This window comes from Shinella sp. SUS2 (assembly GCF_001262505.1).
Lineage (GTDB): Bacteria > Pseudomonadota > Alphaproteobacteria > Rhizobiales > Rhizobiaceae > Shinella.
In genome coordinates this window covers 1-18,740 of sequence record NZ_KQ410740.1, presented here as the reverse complement: position 1 = coordinate 18,740, position 18,740 = coordinate 1, and the positions used below count along the sequence as shown (strand labels likewise).

Here is an 18,740-nt window from a genome sequence, read left to right as displayed (position 1 = left end):
CCGCTTGTATCATCGTCGGTCGCCGGCCTTGCCGAAGGCATAGCGCCCGGAAAGCTCACTTCATCTGGTATTTCTTCGGCGCGATGCCGAACTGTTTGCTGAAGGCGCGGGTGAAGGCGGAGATTTCGGAATAGCCGACCTGCTGGGCGACCTCGCTCACCGACATCTGCCGGTTGACGAGCAGGTCGCGCGCCTTCTGCAGGCGCCAGTCGCGCCAATAGGCCTCGACGGAGGTGCCGTAGACCTCCTTGAAGGTGGTGACGAGCTTGGTGCGGTTCATGCCGACGCGCCGCGCGATATCGGCAAGCGAATCCTTCGAGGCGGGGTTCGACGTGAGGTAGCTCGCCACCGCCTCGACCTTGCGATGGTCGCCATCGCCGCAGAACGATCGTTTCTGATTGGCCTGGTCGACCAGCGACTGATAGATCGTTGACAGCAGTTCCAGATATTTGGAGCGCACGAACGCCCGGCGCACGCCGCCGGAAAAGTTGCACGTCAGGACGTCGTTAACGGCGTGATACATCTGCGTCGTCAGCGGTATCGATGCATGATGGACGCGGTCCACCCGGCCTGCCTTCAGCCAGAACAGCTCATCAGGAATGCGCGATTCCGTCGTTTCGAGCATTCTCAAGAGGGCGTTCGGTTTGAACCAGAGACAGGCGATCTTGTATTGCCCGTCGAGCCGCGACATGCGGTCGATCACCGATTTGGCCGGATAGCGTGTGATCGTGCATTCGTAGCGCTCCTGCTCGACCACTTCCTGACCGAGCACGTTTTCGCAGATCGCGGAATCCAGACAGAGGGTGAAGTGAATCCAGTCCTCGTCGCCGACGGTCTGCACATGATGGCGCACATTGGGCAGCGGAAACGGGCTGCCGAAGCCGGCAAAGGCGAGCACGTCCGGCTCGAACTGGATCAGGTCCTGGCGGAATGGGCCGCCGTCGACATGGGTGCGCACCACCATTCCGCGGTCGTCGTCATAGTAGCGTCCGGCCGGCTCGGGCTCGACGCCATAGTAAGTTTGCGCCGTTTTCCGATCGAAAAGCATCTCATAGTCGATACGCGATGACAGATCGATAACGCGTTCCATTCGTAACCCTTCGACGCATTGGCAGTTCGGGAGGTTTGACGTCGGGCGCCTCGCGCGGCCTGTTCGTCATGTTTTCATCATGATTGCCGGTGCCCGGCCGAATCGCAAGGCCTTTTGCCGCGTGCGGTGACAAAAGGCGGCGAGACAATTGTAGTGCGCTCGCTTGATGCACGGATAGATTGCTCATGCGCGCCGGCCCGTTGCTACAATCCTGCCGTTGCGACAAAAAAGACGTACGTGGTGTCAAGCCGAGAGGGCCGTGCTGCTGCTAACGTTGCTGCAATTGAAGGGGACGGTGGTCGGGAAAGCCGCCGTTCTCCTCCGGCAGATCAACGATAAAGGGAACCTATCCATGATTACACGTCGCGAATTGCTTGCGAGTACAGGTGCTGTCGTTGCAGTTGCGAACTTGGCCTCGATTGCGGGGCCTGCCGCAGCGCAGGCGAAGAAGACCGTGGTCCTCGCCTCGATGGGGCCGGTGACCGGGAACTGGGACCCGACATCGCACACCACGCTTGGCCAGTCCAACTTCGAAAAGTTCGTATTCAGCCATCTGACCCGCTGCCAGATGGAAGAGGGCAAGGTCCCCGAGCTTGAGCCGGATCTCGCGGTGAGCTGGCAGCTCATCGACGCAAACACGCTGGAGTTCAAGCTGCGCGACGGCGTGAAGTTCCATGACGGCAAGGACTTCGGCGCCGAGGACGTCAAAGCGACGATGGAATATGCCTCCAATCCGGAACGGCCGGCCGCATCCTTCTATCCGGGCCGCGTCGACGTTGAGGTCGTGGACCGCCTGACCGTGCGCCTCAGCACCGCCAAACATGGCTATCCCGCGTCCGCCTTCTGGTTCATCTCCAGCTTCCTGCCGATCCTGTCGGCCAAGGACGTTGCCGATCCCGCGACCCTGCAGAAGCGTCCGAACGGCACCAATGCCTTCAAATATGTCGAGACGGTCGGCGATCGCAGCACGCTGGCGGCCAATGACGCCTATTACGGCGGCCGGCCGAAAATCGACCAGATCGTCTATGCCTATGTGCCGGATGCCAATACCCGCCTGCTCGGCCTGATGAACGGCGAATATCAAATCGCCGAGCGCCTGGAGCCGGAGCAATATGCCTCGCTCGCCGGCAACGCCACTGTCGTCGGGCATCGCGGCCTCTCCACCGAGAACAAGTACCTGCATTTCCGCTGCAACAAGGCGCCCTTCGACGATCCGCGCATCCGGCTTGCCGCCTGCCATGCGATCGATCGCGAACAGATCCTCATGCTGATGGGCGACGCCGCCTCGGCGACGAGCTGCTTCATCTCGCCGATGAAGTTCGGCTTCAAGGATATCGAGACCTATCCGAAATACGACCCGGAGGAATGCCAGCGCCTTTTGGCGGAAGCCGGCTTCCCGAACGGCGAGGGCCTGCCGCCGCTCGAATACATTACCTCGATCGGCTTCTACCCGAAGACCAAGGAATATGGCGAGATCATCACCGCCATGATGGCCGAGCAGGGCTTCAACGTGCAGCTGACCGTGCTGGAGCCGGCCGCCTGGGAACAGGCGATCTACCGCGCCGCCGATGGCCAGGGCCAGGGCCATATGTGCGACGTGGGCTGGATGACCGGTTCGCCGGAGCCCGACCTGGTGCTGCGCCCGAACTGGCATTCGAAGGCGGCGCTCATCACCGGCGTCAACGATCCGGAGATCGACGCCGTGCTCGACGAGGAGCGGGGTGCCGCGACGCCGGAAGAGCGCCTCAAGATCCTTCAGGAAAAGGTCTTCCCGCTGATGGCGCAGAAATCGCCGAGCTTCTCGCTGTTTTCCGCCGTCAACTTCCACGGCGCGGCGAAGGGCCTTCAGGGTGCCTATTACTTCCCGAACGGTCCGATCGATCTCAGCAAGGCGGACCTGATCTAAAGTATTTCCAGCCGAAGCGGCATCGCTTCGGCGTCGGATAATGCGGCAGAAACAAAAGGTCCGCCGGCAGACTGTAACGGCATCGCGGGGTACCCTACATGCTCTTTGCTCTCGATTTCTTCATGCGAAGAATAGCGCAGGGTCTCATCATCGTTCTCCTCGTGGCACTGCTCATCTTCACCTTGTTGAGGGTGGTGCCGGGAGACCCCGTGCGCATCATGCTGGGGCCGATGGTGTCGCCATCGGTCGCAGAACAGACGGCCAAGGAAATGGGGCTGCGCGACCCGGTCCTCGTGCAGTTCGGCCGCTATGTCGGGCAGATCGCCCAGGGCGATTTCGGGCGTTCGTTCGTGCGCAGCGCCCAGGGCGCCAGCACCGGCGGCACCCGCGCCGCCGATACGTTCAACGCCGCCAACCGGGCGTCGGTCCTCGGGCTCATCGCGACGGCAGTGCCCTACAGCCTGCTGCTCGCCGGCCTTGCCTTCGTCTTCGCGCTGGCGCTGGCGGTGCCGATCGGCATCTATGCGGGGCTGCGGTCGGGCAAGTGGCCGGATCGCTTCGCGCTCTATTTGAGTTCGATCTTCGTCTCGCTGCCCAATATCTGGCTGGCGCTGGTGCTGATCTTCCTCGTCTCGGCGAAGGCAGGCTGGCTGCCGGCCATCGGCTACAAGGGCTTCAGCTACGCCATCCTGCCGGCGATCGTGCTGGCCGTGGAACTCGCGCCGGTCTTCATCCGCTCGATCGCGGTGTCGGTCAGCGGCAACCTGATGGAGGCCTATGTCTCGGTCGGCCAGATCCGTGGCCTGTCACGGTCGCGCATGATCGTCTTCCACGTCTTCCGCAATTCGCTGATCCCGCTTCTCAACACGCTCGGCATCCAGGCCGTCGGCGTGCTGCTCGGCAGCCTGTTCCTCATCGAATACGTGTTCAACTTCCCCGGCGTGGGCCTCCTGATGATCAACGCGGTGTTCCAGCGCGATTTCCCGATCATCCAGGCGATCTCCATCCTCGCCTGCGTGGTTCTCGTCGTCGTCAACATCCTCGTCGACTTCGCCGCCACCACCATTGACAGAAGGCTGCAGTACTGATGGCTATCGGAACGGATATCGATCCCGCCGGAACGGCCGTCGCAAGAAAGCGCGGCCCCGGCACCAGCCTCTTCGCAAAGGCATGGCGCACCGCCGATTTCAAGATCGGCTTCGCCATCGTGCTCGGGCTGCTCATCCTGTCGGTGATCGGCCCCTATCTCCTCAACCTGTCGCCGACGCAGTTCAACGTCAGCAAGAAGTTCCTCGAACCCGGGCTTCTCGACGGCGCGAACATGCCCTACCTCTTCGGCACGGACCAGCTCGGGCGCGACCTGTTCTCGCGCTCGCTGATCGGCCTGCGCAACGCGCTGTTCATCGGCGTCGTCAGCGTCATCGGCATGTTCATCGTCGGCTCGGCGATCGGCATGATCGCCGGTTATGTCGGCGGATGGGTCGGGCTGGTGCTGATGCGGCTTACCGATGCGCAGATGTCGATCCCCGTCGTCATCCTGGCGATCACCATCCTCGGCGTCACGCGGCCGACGCCGCTGACCATCATCCTCGTCTTCATCCTCGCCGGCTGGCCCGCCTATGCCCGTGTCGCCCGCAGCGTCACGCTGTCCGAGCGGCGGCGGGAATATGTGCGGGCGGCCAAGATCCTCGGCGCGTCCGACCTCCGGATCCTGCTCGTGCACATCGCGCCGAACATCCTGCCGCCGATCGCCTTCGTGGCCGTGCTGGATGTGGCGAAGATGATGATCTTCGAGGCCGCGCTCGGCTTCATCGGCATCGGCGTGCAGCCGCCGACGCCCACCTTCGGCACGATCATCGCCGATGGCACGAAATACCTCATGAACGCCTGGTGGATCACCACCGTGCCCGGCCTGCTGCTGGCCCTCTCGCTGTGCGGCATCAATTTCATGGGTGGTGCACTGGAACGTTCGCGCAACAAGATTCTGCAGGGGGTCGAATGAACACGTCCTCGAAAATCCTGGATGTCCAGGGCCTCTCCGTCGATCTGCTTCTCGGCTCCGGCGCAAGGCGGCCGGTGCTCCGGGACGTTTCCCTTAGCATCGAGGAAAACCGCGTGCTCGGCATCATCGGCGAAAGCGGCTCCGGTAAGACCGTGCTGTCGCGCGCACTGATCAACTGGGTCGCCAGGCCGCTGGAAATTACCGGCGGCAAGATCCTCTATCGCGGCGAAGACCTCGTCACGCTGCCGCAGCGGCAGATGCAGGCGCTGCGCGGCCGCAAGATCGCCTATATCGGCTCCGATCCCGGCAGCGCGCTCGACCCGACCATCCCGATCGGCCACCAGATCGTGGAGAAGCTGAAAGCCGTCGAACCCGGCATCAGCAACGCCGACGCCGCGCGCCGGGTCGTGCGCACGCTCGATGCGGTGCGGATTCCCTCGGCGGCGCAGCGCTTCCAGGAATTCCCGTTCCAGTTCTCCGGCGGCATGATGCAGCGCGTGATGATCGTCGATGCGCTCGTCACCCAGCCGGATCTGCTGGTGGCCGACAACATCACCCAGCCGCTCGACGTGACGGTGGCGGCGCAGATCCTGCGCCTGCTGAAGGATCTCCAGCGCGATTTCAACACGGCGATCCTCTTCGTCTCGTCCTCGCTCGGCACCCTGCACGACATCGCCGACGAGGTGCTGGTCCTGTCCGCCGGCCAGGTGGTCGAGCACCAGCCTTTCGAAGACCTGCTCAGCGCGCCAAAACATCCCTATACGGCGAACCTCATCTCGGACCTGCCGAAAATCTGGGAGGCCGACACGCGCAACACCGGCGCCTCGATAGCCGACAAGATTTCCGACAGCGAGGTGGTGCTGTCCGTGCGCGACATCAGCCGCGTCTACAGCACCAAGGACCCGACGAAACTCTTCGGCAAGCAGCATGTGCATGCCGTGCGCGGCGTGTCCTTCGATGTGCACAAGGGCGACAGCCTCGGCATCGTCGGCGAATCCGGCTGCGGCAAGTCCTCGCTCTCGCGGCTGCTCAGCCTGCTCGAATTGCCCAATACCGGGCAGATCCTGTTCAAGGGCAAGGATATCGCGCGGCTCAATGCCAAGGGCCAGCTCGACCTGCGCAAGCGCTTCCAGCTTCTGCTGCAGGACCCGTTCAACGCCATCCCGCCGCATTTCACCATAGGCCGGACGATCGCCGAACCTTTGAGGATCCACGGCATGGCGGGCAGCGCGATCCGCCCGAAGGTCGAGCAGGTCATGCAGGAAATCGGCCTGTCGCTCGATCTGCACGACAAGCTGCCGGTGGGTCTCAGTGCCGGCCAGCGCCAGCGCGTGAACATCGCGCGCGCCATGGTGCTCGATCCGGAACTGCTGATCCTCGACGAGACGCTGTCGGCGCTCGACCAGGTGGAGCAGACGAAGCTTCTGGCGCTCTTCGAGAAATTGCAGCGCGAGCGCGGCATCACGCTCCTCTACATTTCGCATGATCTCGGCATGGTGCGGCGCGTCTGCAACCGCGTCGCGGTGATGTATCTCGGCCGCGTCGTCGAGCTCTCCGACAACCAGACGACCTTCTTCAATCCCGGCCATCCCTATACGCGCGCACTTCTCAGCGCCGTGCCGTTGATCGAGGCGCGGCCCTACGACCCGGAAAAATACCTTCTCGAAGGCGAGCCGCCGAACCCGATCAACATTCCGCCGGGATGCAGCTTCCGGACGCGCTGTCCCTTCGCGATCGAGAAATGCGCAACCATCGATCCGGTGCTGACACCGCGCGCGGGGGAAGCCTTCGCCGCCTGTCACCTGGCGAAAATCGTCGAAGCGGCGTGACGGAAAATCCAGAGGTCTACAGCGCCAGAGGTCTACAGCGAATGAGTGCCTTGAAAGAATTTGATTATATCGTGGTGGGATCGGGCAGCGCCGGTTGCCCGCTGACCGCCCGGCTTCTTGAAAAGAAGAATTCCGTGCTGCTGGTCGAGGCCGGCAAGAAGGAACGTCTGAACCTTACCCACATTCCGGCCGCGCTCGTGCACACGATCGGCAACAAGCGCTACGACTGGGATTTCCAGACCCAGCCGGACCCAACCCGCGACAACCTCGTGGAAAAATGGCCGCGCGGCCGCGTGCCCGGCGGCTCGTCGGCCATCAACGGCATGATCTTCATCCGCGGCGCGGCGAAGGACTACGACGCCTGGGAAGCCATGGGCAACAAGGGCTGGGGCTGGAACTCGGTGCTGCCCTATTTCCGCAAGATGGAGACGGCCGACAACGACAAGGACAACGCGCTGCGCGGCGGCCTCGGCCCTGCGCTGGAAACATCCGGTCTCCGAGGCCTTCCTCGACAGTTTCGTCAATGCCGGCGTGCCGCTCAACCCAGACCTCAACGGCGCCTCCCATGAGGGCGTCGCCTGGAACCAGGGCTCGACGCGCGAGGGCAAGCGGCACTCGGCCTGGGAGGCCTTCATCAAGCCGAAGCTCGGCAATCCGGACCTCACCTTCGTCGACGGCACGATCGTCGAGACCATCCTCTTCGAAGGCCGTCGCGCCGTCGGCATCCGGGCGATCAAGGACGGAACGCGCGTCACCTTCAAGGCGCGCAAGGGCGTCGTGCTGTCGGCCGGCTCTATCAACTCGCCGCAGATCCTGATGCTGTCCGGCATCGGCGATCCGGCGCAATTGAAGCGCCACGGCATCGAGCCTCTCGTCGAAAGCCCGGATGTCGGGCGCAACCTCATGGAACATCCCGGCCTCTATGTGCTGGCCGAGATGAACGTGACGACGGCCAACAGCCTAGCGACGCCGATCAACGGCGTGAAGACGCTCGCCGAATGGGTTTTCCGGCGCAAGGGCTTCATGAGCGTGCCGACCGCGCAGGTGCTCGCCTTCCTGAAATCCGATCCGTCCTTCGAAGAGCCGGACCTGCAATTCCACCTCTTCCCCTTCGGCTGGGTGAAGAAGAAGGGCCGCTATACGGTTCCGAACCGCAAGCTCACCACCATCCTGGTCAACATCAACCACCCCAAGAGCATGGGCCATCTGGAGCTTCGCTCGAAGGACCCGCTGGCGCCGGTGGCCATCTATCCGCGCCTGCTCGACCACCCGGACGATTTCGACGGCGTGAAACGCGGCCTTGCCTGGGTGCGCAAGATCGCCTCGACGGCGCCCTTCGGTTCGCAGGTGATGAACCTGATCGACGTGCCGGACCCGAGCGCGGGGGCGGTGGCCGACGAGGCCTATATCCGCAAATCGACCGTGCCCTTCCTGCATCCGGTGGGCACCTGCCGCATGGGCATCGACGCGCGCGCGGTGCTGACGCCGGACCTCAAGGTCCGCGGCGCCGACAATCTCTGGGTCGCCGATGCCTCGATCTTTCCGCGCCACATTGCGGGCAACACCAATGCCACATCGATCATGATCGGTGAGAGGGCCTCAGACCTTATAGAACCCTGACAATCTGACCCCACCACAGTCCGGCCACCGGTCCGGACACCGAAATCCTCCACCTTGCCCGCGCCTGCGCGTGGGCGAGACACCCTTCCTATAACTTCGAACAGGCTGAGCGCGACATGGTACATTTCACTGGAAACTTCATTGGCGGCCGTCGACAGGAGCCACTGGGCGCGGAGCGCATCGAGGTCCGTTCGCCCTATGACGGCGCGCTCGTCGGCTCGGCGCCGCTGGCCTCGCGGGCGGATGTGGACCTTGCTGTGACCACGGCCCGCGACGCTTTCGACAAGGGCGCTTGGCCCCGCCTGACGCCGGCCGAGCGCATCGCGGTGCTGCGCCGCTTCTTCGATCTCTACGAGGCGAAAGCGGAGGAATTCGCGCAGTTCGTCTCACGCGAGATGGGCGCACCGCTCTGGTATACGCGGGCGATCCAGACGCTGATCCGCGACCAGAGCCTCGCCTATTTCAAGGCGGCGGAAGAATATCCCTGGGAGGCGACGCGGGATGGCTTTCCCGAAGCGAAGACCCTCTGGATGCGCGCGCCGGTCGGCGTCGTCGCCGCCGTCATTCCGTGGAACGCGCCGCATCAGGTGGCACTCGTCAAGCTCTATCCGGCGCTGCTGGCCGGCTGCACGGTCATCCTGAAGCTCGCGCCGGAAACCGCGCTCAGCGGCCAGTTCCTCGGCGAACTCTTTGCCGAAGCCGGCGTGCCGGAGGGCGTGGTCAGCATTCTTGTGGCGGACCGCGAAGTCAGCGAACATCTCGTCAGCCATCCGGGCGTCGACAAGATCGGCTTCACCGGGTCGAGCGCCGTCGGCAAGCGTATAGCGCACATCGCCAGCGACCGGCTCGCCCGTTTCAGCCTGGAGCTCGGCGGCAAGTCGGCGGCGATCGTGCTGCCGGATGCCGATATCGAGAGCACGGTCAGCGCGCTGCGTTACCGCTCCTTCCCCAACAATGGCCAGGTCTGCGTCGCGCAGACGCGCATCCTGGTCTCCGAGGGCCAGCACGACAGCTTCGTCGATGCCATGGTGGACGAGGTCTCCAAGATGGTCGTCGGCAATCCGTCGGAGGAGCAGACCTTCATCGGCCCGCTCGTCTCCGAACGCCAGCGCAAGCGGGTGGACGACTATATCGCGCTCGGTATCGAGGAGGGCGCTTCGGTTGCGATCGGCGGCCATGGCATGCCCGATGGCATCAACCACGGCTCCTTCATCCGGCCGACCGTCTTCACCGGCGTGACGAACACGATGCGGATCGCGCGCGAGGAAATCTTCGGCCCGGTCGTCAGCGTCATCCGCTACCGGGACATCGACGAGGCGGTGGAGATCGCCGGCGATTCCGAATACGGCCTCGCCGGTTCCGTCTGGACTCGCGACGTGCCGGCCGCGCTCGACATCGCCCGCAAGGTGCGCACCGGCGGCCTGTCGATCAACGGCGCGGCGGCCGACCTGATGGCGCCCTTCGGCGGCTTCAAGCAGAGCGGCATCGGCCGCGAGTTCGGCGCCGAGGGCATTAACCACTACATCGAGCACAAGACGATCAGCTTCTGATCCCAAGCCAAAAATCCGGAGATTATGCCCATGCCGCTCAACAAGGACATCGCCCCGATGCTCGAGGAAATCGTGGCGTGGCGGCATGATTTCCATAGGCATCCGGAATTGCAGTTCGAGGTGCACCGCACGGCCGGTATCGTCGCCGAGAAGCTGGCCGAATTCGGCTGCGACCAGGTGGTGAGCGGCATCGGACGCACGGGTGTCGTCGGTCTCATCCATGGCTCGGCCGGCGCCGGCGGACCCGTGATCGGCCTTCGGGCCGACATGGACGCGCTGCCGATCATGGAGGAGACCGGCTGCAGCTATGCCTCGCAGACCGCCGGCCTGATGCATGCCTGCGGCCATGACGGGCACACGGCGATGCTGCTCGGTGCCGCGAAATACCTCGCCGCCACACGGCGCTTTGCCGGAAGCGTCGCGGTGATCTTCCAGCCGGCCGAGGAGGGCGGCGGCGGCGCGAACGAGATGGTGAAGGACGGCCTGCTGGAACGGTTCGGCATCACCCAGGTCTACGGCATGCACAACATGCCGGGCCTTGCCGCCGGCACGTTCGGCATGCGCACCGGCCCCATCATGGCCGCGGCCGACCGTTTCCGCATCGAGATCGACGGCCGCGGCGGCCATGCCGCCCGCCCGCACGATTGCATCGATCCCATTCTCGTCGGTGCGCAGATCGTCAGCGCCGCCCACTCGATCGTCGCGCGCAATGTCGATCCGCTGAACAGCGCCGTTCTCTCCTTCGGCGCCTTCAATGCGGGCTTCACGGACAATGTGATCCCGAACGTCGCGCTGCTGAAGGGCACGGTGCGCACGCTGAACGGGGCGGTGCAGGACCTGATGGAACGGCGGCTCGGCGAGGTGGTGGATCTGACGGCGAGCACCTTCGGCGCCACGGCACGGCTGCACTATCTGCGCGACTACCCGGTGACCGTGAACGCGGACGCCAATGTCGACATCGCCTTTGCCGCCGCCGCCGCGGTGGCGGGTGCCGAAAATGTCGATCGCGACGTGGCGCCGATGATGGGCAGCGAGGACTTCGCCTTCATGCTGCAAAAGCGCCCCGGCGCCTACATCTTCCTCGGCCAGGGCAAGACCGCCGGCCTCCACCATCCGAAATACGATTTCAACGACGACGTCATTCCTGCCGGCGTCAGCTATTGGATCGAGCTGGTGTCGTTGGCGAATGCGGGCGGGATTTGAGGCCCTATCGGTTTTCGTCTCAAGCCGATCTCCAGCGAAGACGGCCGAGGGACGAGGGCCGAGGCTGGTTTGCCGTGGAAGGCGACTTCATGGTGGGGTTCGCCGTCTCCTATTTGACGAAAGCCTTGCCAAGACCCATCGCCCGCTCGACAATCATGATCACGGTCAGCGTCAGCAGGATCAGTAGCGCGGAGGCGGCCGCCACGAGCGGGTCGGCTTGGTTGTACACATAGTTGTAGAGCTCGACCGGAAGCGTACTGATGCGTGGACCGGTGAGAAAGAGCGTGATTACCACTTCATCAAACGAGACAAGAAAGCAAAGGGCGGCCGCCGCAACGATGCCGGGCCTCAGCATCGGCACGGTGACGCGAAAGAACACGGTCAGCGGTTTGGCACCAAGCGTGCGCGCGGCCTCCTCGCAGGCACGGTCCTGGGTGCTGAGCGAAACGGCGAGCACACGCAGGGCATAGGGCAGTGTCACGACAAGATGGGCGAAGACGAGGCCTTGCATTGTCGCCAGCAGCCCGAAGGAGGCGAAGACGATGAGGATGGCGAGGCCGAGCACAATGGTGGGCAGCAGCAATGGTGCGGTGAAGATATTGAAAAGAAGATCCCTCCCTGTGAACTTCAGCCGGGTCATCACCCAGGCGGCCGGTACGGCGATGACAATTGAGAGCGCCGTGACGATCGCCGCCAGCGACAGGCTGGTCCAAAAGGCTTTCAGCATCTGGCTGTTCGCAAAGAGCGCCGAATACCATCGCGTCGACCAGAAGGACGGGGGGAAGCGCAGCACCTGATCGCCGGAGAAGGATAGCGGAAAGACGAGAATGACTGGCGCCAGAAGATAGACGAACAGCACGAAGACGAGGATGCGCATCGGCCAGGAGGTCTTGTGGATTTCCATGATTTTACCTCCTAGTCGAGACGTCGCAATACGGCGGAGTAAGCCCAAAGTGCGGCGCCGAACACGACGAGCACGAGGATCGAAAGTGTGGAGGCGAGCGGCCAGTTCAGGGTGACGATCGCCTGGTCGTAGATTTCGGTCGCTAGCAGGAAAACCCGCCCACCACCCATCAGCTTTGGTGTGATGAAGGATGAGACGGCGAGCACAAAGCAGAGCAGGCAGCCAAGTGCGATGCCGGGCAGTGTCAGTGGCAGGATGACCTTGCGGAAGGTGCGGGCGGGTGTCGCACCGAGTGTCCGCGCGGCTTCCTCGACCCGCGGATCAAGCCGGCCGAAGCCGGCCATCAATGCCAGGATCATGTAGGGCATGAGGATCTCGGTAAGGCCGATGAAGACGCCCTTGATGTTGAACATCAGGCTTGGTGCCGGCAGGCCGATTGCTTTTATGGCGCTGACCACCGGGCCGTCGTCGGTCAGGATCGCGATCCATCCATAGGTGCGAACCACGGCGGAGGTCAGCAGCGGCGAGATGACGAGAACGGTAAGGAAGGTTCGCCAAGAGCCGGACGCACGGTGCAGGTAGAGTGCGATCGGGTAGGAGGCGACGAGGGTCGTCAGCGTGATGGCGAGGCTGATCCAGACGGAATTGACGACCAGTTCGAGATAGAAGGGATCGGTGAGCAGGCCCGCCCAGTTCTCCCAGGTGAAGACCTGCTCGATACCGCCGCCGATGCGCGACTTGTTGAAGGAGTACCGTGCGAGGTTCAGCACCGGCAGGATGAAGCCGACGGCATTGATGAGTGCGATCGGGAGGAGCAGGACGACGGCGAGCTGGTCGTCGCGCCAGGTGCGGGGCAGGGCGGCGGCGCTCATTTCTCGCCCGCCGGATAGATGAGTGTGTCTTCGGCCGACCAACCGAGCGTGACGCTATCTCCTGTTGTAAGTGGGCTGCGGCCTCGCCGTGTTGCCTCCTCGACGACGATCTCCTCGCCACTGACGCTGACGCCGTACTGCACGAGGTCGCCGACGAAGGTGATGGTTGAAACCGTGCCCTGGACCTTGTTGTCGGCCTCACCCGTCTCCTCAAGGCGGATGCGGTGCGGTCGAACGAGGATGTCGACAGGACCTGCCGGCAGGCGTGTGGCAGAGCGGAGCTGCTGGCCTGCACCCGAGAGCGTGCTCTCCGTTGTGATCATGCCTTTGAGGCGGTTTGTGCGGCCGACGAAATTGGCGACGAAGGCCGTTGCGGGGCGTTCATAGACTTCGGTCGGCGTGCCGAACTGCTCGACATGACCGCCGCGCATGACCACCACGCGGTCGCACATCGATAGCGCCTCGACTTGATCATGGGTGACGAACACGGCGGTGATGCCGCTCTGCTGCTGGAGTGCGCGGATTTGCACGCGCATCTCGTCACGCAGCTTGGCATCGAGGTTGGAAAGCGGCTCGTCAAGCAGCAGGATCGACGGTTCGATGACGAGGGCGCGGGCGAGCGCCACACGCTGCTGCTGGCCGCCCGATAGCTCCTTGGGCTTGCGATGGGCAAGGTGCCCGAGCTGGACCATCTCCAGCGCCTGCGCCGCCCGCTTTTGCGCCTCGCGGGAGGGGACGTTGCGCATCTGCAGCCCGAATTGGACGTTGTGCGATACATCCAGGTGGGGGAAGAGAGCGTAGCTTTGGAAGACCATGCCCATGTCGCGATCATGGATGGGAAGGTGCGTGATGTCGCGCCCTCCCACCATGATATTGCCCCGGGAGGGTTTGTTGAGGCCGGCGATGATCCGGAGTGTCGTCGTCTTTCCACATCCCGAGGGGCCGAGGAAAGCGACCATCTCGCCCTTGCGAACGGAAAGATCGAGCGAAGGGATCACGTTGACGGCGCCGAAGCTGACGCCGATCCCTTCCAGTCTGAGATGCTCGTCGGGAGCGGAAGTCGTGGGCATGAGGAACTCCTGGGGCAATTCCGGCAGGGAGCGAAGCTGTTTCCAGGGGCGGAACTGCGGAAAGACAGAGAGATGAAGCGCTTCCGTGCCCCGAGAGGATGGAAACGCTTCAGGTCGGCATCAGCGGCTGAGCGGAATGACGCGGCGACGCCACTGCTCGGTAATGGCGTCTCGGACCTTTGCGACCTCGAGCCAATTGATGTCGATCATCTTGTCCATGGCGCCTGCAGCCGTGCGCTTCAGTGCCTTTTCCGAGATGAGAGCCGCGGCCTTGGAATTGGTGGGTGCGTAGAACATCTGCTCGGTAAAGGCGGCTTGCGCTTCCGGACTCAGCGCATAATCAATGAATTTCTTCGCGCTCTCGCTCGCGGGCCCGCCCTTGACCAGTCCGATCACGTTGATCTGGAAGCCACTGCCTTCCTCAGGCAGAACCACACCGAGTTTGCCGTCCGAGAGGTCGGCATAGACCTGCGCGCGGGCATTCCAGCCGATGCCGATCGCCGCCGTGCCACTGGAAATCGGCTGGTAGACATCGGGCCGCGGTTCCCAGGTCTGGACGAGGGGAGCAAGTTCTTCCAGCCGCTTGATGCCGGCCTCGACGCTCTCGATATAGGTCGTGCCCCCGGCCATCTTGTCGGTGATGATGGTCAGTGTCGTGCCCTGGATATCAGGCACGGCTGGAATGGAGACCTGTTTGGCATATTGCGCGTCCCACAGCGCGGTCCAGGAGGTTGGGGCCTGTTTCACCTTGTCGGTATTGTAGAGCAGGACGAGATTGTCGAAGGTGACACCGACGGCGTTGACGCCTTCATAACGCGCCTGTGGGTAGAGGTCGGCAAGATGCTTCGTGATTGTTTCGTCCATGGGCGCGAAGATGTCTTCGTCGGTCGCGGCCTTGGCGACTGAGACGTCCATGATGGCAATGTCGATCTGCGGCGCGCTTGCCTGTGCGCGCAGTGTGCCAAGCATCTGGGCGGAGTTCGGCATGCCGTAGAATTCCACGGTGATGTCAGGGTTGGCTTTCATGAACGGCTCGACGACAGCCTTCACGTAGTTTTCTTGGAAGATGCCGGAATAGGCGGTCAGAACCACCGTATCGGCCATCGCCACGGATGTGGCGAGAGCCATGGCAAGCGCTGTGAGGCCGGCGCGGGTTGCGTTTTTTACTGCGGTCATGAGTTTTCCTCCGCTCTTGAACCGATTGTTCCCATTTTCTTTATCGCATTGAGCCGCTTCAAGCGGCCGAGGCTTCCACGATTTTCGTGGCGCCGGAAATGTCGGGCAATTTTTCGCCGCTGCGCAGTCGCTCGAGCAGGATGAGCTCGCTTTCCTGCATGCCGATTGCCTTGTCCACCGCCCATTCCGCCCTGGAGGGCTCAAGCACAAGAACGCCGCTCTCGTCCGCAATGATGGCGTCGCCCGGGTTTACTGTCTGACCACCCACCGACACAGGCACGTTGATTGCTCCTTCAAGGCCAAGAATCTTCGTGGTGATCGGCGAGGGGCCACGGCACCACATCGGCAAGTCGACGCGACGGATCTCGGAAAAGTCCGTTGCCGGGCCGTCGATGACCGCGCCGACAATGCCGCCCAGCTTCATGGAATGGGTCACGACGCCGCCCCAGCAGGCATGCTTGTCGTCGCCGCAACGATCGACGACGATAAAGTCGCCCGGCCGTACCAGTTTGGTGAGGTAGTGCAGGATGGTCGAATCGGCGTGGGGCAGACGCACGGTAACCGCGGTGCCGGCGATGCGTTTTTCGGGCAATACGGCGCGAAGCTCGCGGGTCATGAAGCCGGAATGCAGGAAGTGGCCGACCGTTGCGGTCTCGACCTGCTCCATCTTTCTGATGAGGGCCGGGGCGATCTGCTGCGGCATGGGATTGACGACGAACATGACAGGAATTGCTCCACAAGGCGGCTCCGGGAAAAATGCGCGGCACTTTTGCGTTTGGAACCGCATAAAACAAAGAGAAGGGTTTTCGGCCCCAGAGGGCTGGGATTGTCCTAGAGGACGTGGTGCTGGGCGACCGGAACGTCGCGGCGCACGGCGCCGATACGGTTGAGGTCAAGCTTGGCCGTGGCGGCACCAACGCCGTCCGAGCACTGTGCAACCATGTGCCCCCAGGGATCGATGACCATGGAATGGCCCCAGCACCATTTCTTGCCGTCTGCATGGGCGCCGGCCTGACCGACCGCGACAAAGTAGGTCTGCGTTTCGATAGCCCGGGCCCGGGCAAGCACTTCCCAATGGTCCTTGCCGGTCATCAGCGTGAAGGCGGCGGGAAGCACGATGACGTCGGCGCCCCTGTCGCGCAATGCCCGGAAGAGCTCGGGGAAGCGGATGTCATAGCAGATGGCGCAGCCGACGGTCGTGTCGCCGACCTTGTAGGTCACCACGTCCTCACCGCGGCCGATCGTGTCGGATTCTCGGTAGGAGACACCGCCGGGCGTGTCTACGTCGAAGAGGTGGATCTTGCGGTATTTTGCGATCTCATTGCCTTCGGGACCGAAGACGACCGAGGCATTGTAGTGGTTGTTGCCAGCCTTTTCGACCATCGAGCCGCAATGCAGCGTCACGCTGAGTTCCTTGGCAAGCGCGGCGAAGCGCTGATAGGTGCTGCCTTCCGGGAAACTTTCGCCGCTGCCGTGCACGGCATCGCGTCCCTCGCCGAGAAAGGCGAAATATTCCGGCAGCACGACGAGGTCTGGCTTCTCTTGGGCCACCACGTCGCGCACCATGCGCTCGGCGTCATCAAGGTTCTTGGCTTTGTCGGAGCCGGAATTCATTTGCACAACACTGATCTTCATCGAAGTCCTCCAAGTCTCAGCGAAGGCATCGTCGAGCCTCATGACGGGAATGACAAACGATAAAGAATTGTCGCTCCCGATAGAAAAAACTTGTGGTGATTGCGCTAGGCGGTAATACCTGTTGTGTCGAGCGATGCTTCTCTGGCGATCACCGAGAGCATTGAAGGAATTATATTTTCTGGATCATCCGCATAGACGGCATGGAGCTTGAGGGCGGGGAAGTTCGGCGTGATCGCAAGTTCCTCCAGCGTGCCGTTGGCGATCATAGGTGCCACCATGGGCACAGGCAGCAATGCAATGCCAATGCCGTCCTGGGCGAGCCGCAACATGGCAGAAAGGGAGTTGGAATTGGAAATGACCGGTGGCTGCACACCCAGTTCCTCGAACTGCCGCAGCAGCCAGATATGCGGCACGCTGTTGCGCGAGAAGGTGAGCACCGGATAGGCGGAAAGGTCCTGCAGCCGCAACTCCTGCCCACCGAGCCGGAAGGTGGGGGCCGCGACCCAGGCGCATTCCATCGTGCCGAGGTCAATGTTCTTGAGGCCCGGGGTAAGCACTGGCCCCATCAGCAGTGCGAGATCGAGCCGCCTGTCGCTGATCTCGCGGCCGATCGCCAGTGATGTATCCACGTTGAGGTCGAGACCGAGCGCGGGAAAGCGTTCTTTCACCCGCTCGATGAAGTTCGGCAGCCAGGCATGCACAATGGAATCGATGGTGCCGATTGACACGGTCGCGCGTAGGTTTTGCGGGCTGCCGACCGCAACCTTGAAACTGGTGGCGGCCTTCAACAGCTCTTCGGCGGGTTGCATCGCGCGCTGCCCGATGGTCGATAGCCGTACCCCGCCCGGCACTCGCTCGAAGAGCTCGCAGCCCATCTCCGCTTCGAGGCTCGCGATCCGGTTGGAGACGGCGGCCTGAGTTGCGTTCAGCCGGTCGGCTGCGGCCCGGAAGCTTCCAAGCCGTGCAACCCAGACAAATGTCTCGACGAAGCGCAGATTCATTGCCTGTCCATCCCAGGAGTTTCGTGTCCCCTCGATATACACGCTGGTGGGTGATTTCCACGGCTTTGGAACGGACACCTGTCCCGACAACAAGCCGGTCTGCCCTTTTCATTAAGGTCGATGATCGTTTGCTCATTGTCGATCGTTCCGTGGAGACGGGTGCTAATATTCATGTGCGCCCTCAGAACCGATACCATCCAGAAACCAGTGTCGGCAGCAATGCTGAGCGTGATCAGTCGAAGCAGGGCGTAACGTCGCTCCTGTTCCGATGAGACGGGACGCAGCCGCTTGCTGAGAGAGGCGAGAACGACCTCACCACGGGCGCGCGTTAGGGCGCTTGGCCGCCAAGCTCCCGCCCAGTTGCGAAATCAACCGGCCATTGCGGATCAGAGCGGGAATCCCCAAACGCTTGATGCTTTGAATTTCGGCCTCGGAATGCGGGCTATCCTTGTAAACAGTTCCTTGTCGTTGCGAGACCGCGATCGGAACGTTCTGCGGGGATGATGCGTTCGATTTGCCTGGCCACAGGATTATTCTCGTTTTTTTGCGATTTTATGAAATCCGGTGTTGACGTAAGCGGATGAGTGGGCCTATAACCCGGCCATCGAACGAGAGCGGCGGCGCTTCTGGCGACCGACGAACTCGCTCTAGGGTTTCCTGATGGGACTGGTGAGAATTGAGCCTGATTTGGTTCGGGTGATTTTTGCAGTTCTGGTGAGACTGGGACGGTGTTGACCGTCGGTTATTTGACAATTGAATAGAGAAGAAAGAGAAACGTGGTCGGCGGGGTCGTGGACTGGTTTAACCGGTCCGGAAAGAGACTTTGGCGGTCACGTTTATCAAGAGAAGTTACACTGGTTTTCGGGGCTGGCCGCAAGGTTG

General features: G+C 62.7%; 16 protein-coding genes. 8 read left to right on the top strand and 8 right to left on the bottom strand.

Annotation, left to right across the window (positions count from 1 at the left end):
- Window positions 1–55: 55 nt before the first annotated feature.
- The gene (locus tag AKG11_RS24850; protein ID WP_050745857.1) at window positions 56–1,090 is read right to left on the bottom strand and encodes a helix-turn-helix transcriptional regulator; all 1,035 of its coding nucleotides are present in this window, start codon (window positions 1,088–1,090) and stop codon (window positions 56–58) included.
- Window positions 1,091–1,442: 352 nt separating this feature from the next.
- Between AKG11_RS24850 and AKG11_RS24845 the strand changes: the two genes are divergently transcribed.
- The 8 genes from AKG11_RS24845 to AKG11_RS24810 all read left to right on the top strand — a co-directional run bounded on the left by AKG11_RS24845 (window position 1,443) and on the right by AKG11_RS24810 (window position 11,200).
- Window positions 1,443–2,996 (top strand): ABC transporter substrate-binding protein, encoded by a 1,554-nt coding sequence (locus tag AKG11_RS24845; protein WP_050745856.1) that lies wholly within the window; start codon window positions 1,443–1,445, stop codon window positions 2,994–2,996.
- Window positions 2,997–3,094: 98 nt separating this feature from the next.
- Window positions 3,095–4,084, top strand: coding sequence for an ABC transporter permease (locus tag AKG11_RS24840; protein WP_050745855.1), 990 nt, complete (start codon window positions 3,095–3,097; stop codon window positions 4,082–4,084).
- The gene (locus AKG11_RS24835; protein ID WP_050745854.1) at window positions 4,084–4,998 is read left to right on the top strand and encodes an ABC transporter permease; all 915 of its coding nucleotides are present in this window, start codon (window positions 4,084–4,086) and stop codon (window positions 4,996–4,998) included. The genes AKG11_RS24840 and AKG11_RS24835 overlap by 1 nt, the downstream gene beginning before the upstream one ends.
- A complete protein-coding gene (locus AKG11_RS24830) occupies window positions 4,995–6,827 on the top strand; it encodes a dipeptide ABC transporter ATP-binding protein (protein WP_050745853.1) in 1,833 nt (610 codons plus the stop codon). Before AKG11_RS24835 ends, AKG11_RS24830 begins: the two co-directional genes overlap by 4 nt.
- On the top strand, window positions 6,824–7,396 hold the full coding sequence (locus AKG11_RS35860; RefSeq protein WP_157255832.1) for a GMC family oxidoreductase N-terminal domain-containing protein: 573 nt from the start codon (window positions 6,824–6,826) through the stop codon (window positions 7,394–7,396). Before AKG11_RS24830 ends, AKG11_RS35860 begins: the two co-directional genes overlap by 4 nt.
- Window positions 7,302–8,447, top strand: a complete 1,146-nt coding sequence (locus tag AKG11_RS35855) for a GMC family oxidoreductase (protein WP_371260150.1) — start codon at window positions 7,302–7,304, stop codon at window positions 8,445–8,447. The genes AKG11_RS35860 and AKG11_RS35855 overlap by 95 nt, the downstream gene beginning before the upstream one ends.
- Before the next feature lie 116 nt (window positions 8,448–8,563).
- Window positions 8,564–9,997 (top strand): aldehyde dehydrogenase, encoded by a 1,434-nt coding sequence (locus AKG11_RS24815; RefSeq protein ID WP_050745850.1) that lies wholly within the window; start codon window positions 8,564–8,566, stop codon window positions 9,995–9,997.
- Window positions 9,998–10,027: 30 nt separating this feature from the next.
- Window positions 10,028–11,200 (top strand): M20 aminoacylase family protein, encoded by a 1,173-nt coding sequence (locus AKG11_RS24810; RefSeq protein ID WP_050745849.1) that lies wholly within the window; start codon window positions 10,028–10,030, stop codon window positions 11,198–11,200.
- Between the two features lie 109 nt (window positions 11,201–11,309).
- Here AKG11_RS24810 and AKG11_RS24805 read toward each other — a convergent pair whose 3' ends face one another.
- The 7 genes from AKG11_RS24805 to AKG11_RS24775 form a co-directional block, all read right to left on the bottom strand.
- Window positions 11,310–12,104, bottom strand: a complete 795-nt coding sequence (locus tag AKG11_RS24805; RefSeq protein ID WP_023512292.1) for an ABC transporter permease — start codon at window positions 12,102–12,104, stop codon at window positions 11,310–11,312.
- Window positions 12,105–12,115: 11 nt separating this feature from the next.
- Window positions 12,116–12,976: an ABC transporter permease gene (locus AKG11_RS24800; RefSeq protein ID WP_023512291.1), complete on the bottom strand. Its 861-nt coding sequence runs from the start codon at window positions 12,974–12,976 to the stop codon at window positions 12,116–12,118.
- Window positions 12,973–14,046 (bottom strand): ABC transporter ATP-binding protein, encoded by a 1,074-nt coding sequence (locus AKG11_RS24795; protein ID WP_050745949.1) that lies wholly within the window; start codon window positions 14,044–14,046, stop codon window positions 12,973–12,975. Before AKG11_RS24795 ends, AKG11_RS24800 begins: the two co-directional genes overlap by 4 nt.
- A 120-nt stretch (window positions 14,047–14,166) precedes the next feature.
- Entirely contained in the window at window positions 14,167–15,222 is a 1,056-nt protein-coding gene (locus tag AKG11_RS24790; RefSeq protein ID WP_024270780.1) for an ABC transporter substrate-binding protein, read from the bottom strand.
- A 58-nt stretch (window positions 15,223–15,280) separates the two neighbouring features.
- Window positions 15,281–15,943, bottom strand: coding sequence for an RraA family protein (locus AKG11_RS24785; protein WP_023513742.1), 663 nt, complete (start codon window positions 15,941–15,943; stop codon window positions 15,281–15,283).
- Between the two features lie 110 nt (window positions 15,944–16,053).
- Window positions 16,054–16,857, bottom strand: a complete 804-nt coding sequence (locus tag AKG11_RS24780; RefSeq protein ID WP_082342635.1) for a carbon-nitrogen hydrolase family protein — start codon at window positions 16,855–16,857, stop codon at window positions 16,054–16,056.
- A gap of 104 nt (window positions 16,858–16,961) precedes the next feature.
- A complete protein-coding gene (locus AKG11_RS24775) occupies window positions 16,962–17,858 on the bottom strand; it encodes a LysR family transcriptional regulator (protein WP_024270781.1) in 897 nt (298 codons plus the stop codon).
- Between the last annotated feature and the right edge of the window lie 882 nt (window positions 17,859–18,740).

What these genes read in the sequence shown, in the direction of transcription:
- AKG11_RS24850 (WP_050745857.1), bottom strand. Translation starts at nt 1,090, where the DNA reads ATGGAACGCGTTATCGATCTGTCATCGCGTATCGACTATGAGATGCTT.
- AKG11_RS24845 (WP_050745856.1), top strand. Translation starts at nt 1,443, where the DNA reads ATGATTACACGTCGCGAATTGCTTGCGAGTACAGGTGCTGTCGTTGCA.
- AKG11_RS24840 (WP_050745855.1), top strand. Translation starts at nt 3,095, where the DNA reads ATGCTCTTTGCTCTCGATTTCTTCATGCGAAGAATAGCGCAGGGTCTC.
- AKG11_RS24835 (WP_050745854.1), top strand. Translation starts at nt 4,084, where the DNA reads ATGGCTATCGGAACGGATATCGATCCCGCCGGAACGGCCGTCGCAAGA.
- AKG11_RS24830 (WP_050745853.1), top strand. Translation starts at nt 4,995, where the DNA reads ATGAACACGTCCTCGAAAATCCTGGATGTCCAGGGCCTCTCCGTCGAT.
- AKG11_RS24815 (WP_050745850.1), top strand. Translation starts at nt 8,564, where the DNA reads ATGGTACATTTCACTGGAAACTTCATTGGCGGCCGTCGACAGGAGCCA.
- AKG11_RS24810 (WP_050745849.1), top strand. Translation starts at nt 10,028, where the DNA reads ATGCCGCTCAACAAGGACATCGCCCCGATGCTCGAGGAAATCGTGGCG.
- AKG11_RS24805 (WP_023512292.1), bottom strand. Translation starts at nt 12,104, where the DNA reads ATGGAAATCCACAAGACCTCCTGGCCGATGCGCATCCTCGTCTTCGTG.
- AKG11_RS24800 (WP_023512291.1), bottom strand. Translation starts at nt 12,976, where the DNA reads ATGAGCGCCGCCGCCCTGCCCCGCACCTGGCGCGACGACCAGCTCGCC.
- AKG11_RS24795 (WP_050745949.1), bottom strand. Translation starts at nt 14,046, where the DNA reads ATGCCCACGACTTCCGCTCCCGACGAGCATCTCAGACTGGAAGGGATC.
- AKG11_RS24790 (WP_024270780.1), bottom strand. Translation starts at nt 15,222, where the DNA reads ATGACCGCAGTAAAAAACGCAACCCGCGCCGGCCTCACAGCGCTTGCC.
- AKG11_RS24785 (WP_023513742.1), bottom strand. Translation starts at nt 15,943, where the DNA reads ATGTTCGTCGTCAATCCCATGCCGCAGCAGATCGCCCCGGCCCTCATC.
- AKG11_RS24780 (WP_082342635.1), bottom strand. Translation starts at nt 16,857, where the DNA reads ATGAAGATCAGTGTTGTGCAAATGAATTCCGGCTCCGACAAAGCCAAG.
- AKG11_RS24775 (WP_024270781.1), bottom strand. Translation starts at nt 17,858, where the DNA reads ATGAATCTGCGCTTCGTCGAGACATTTGTCTGGGTTGCACGGCTTGGA.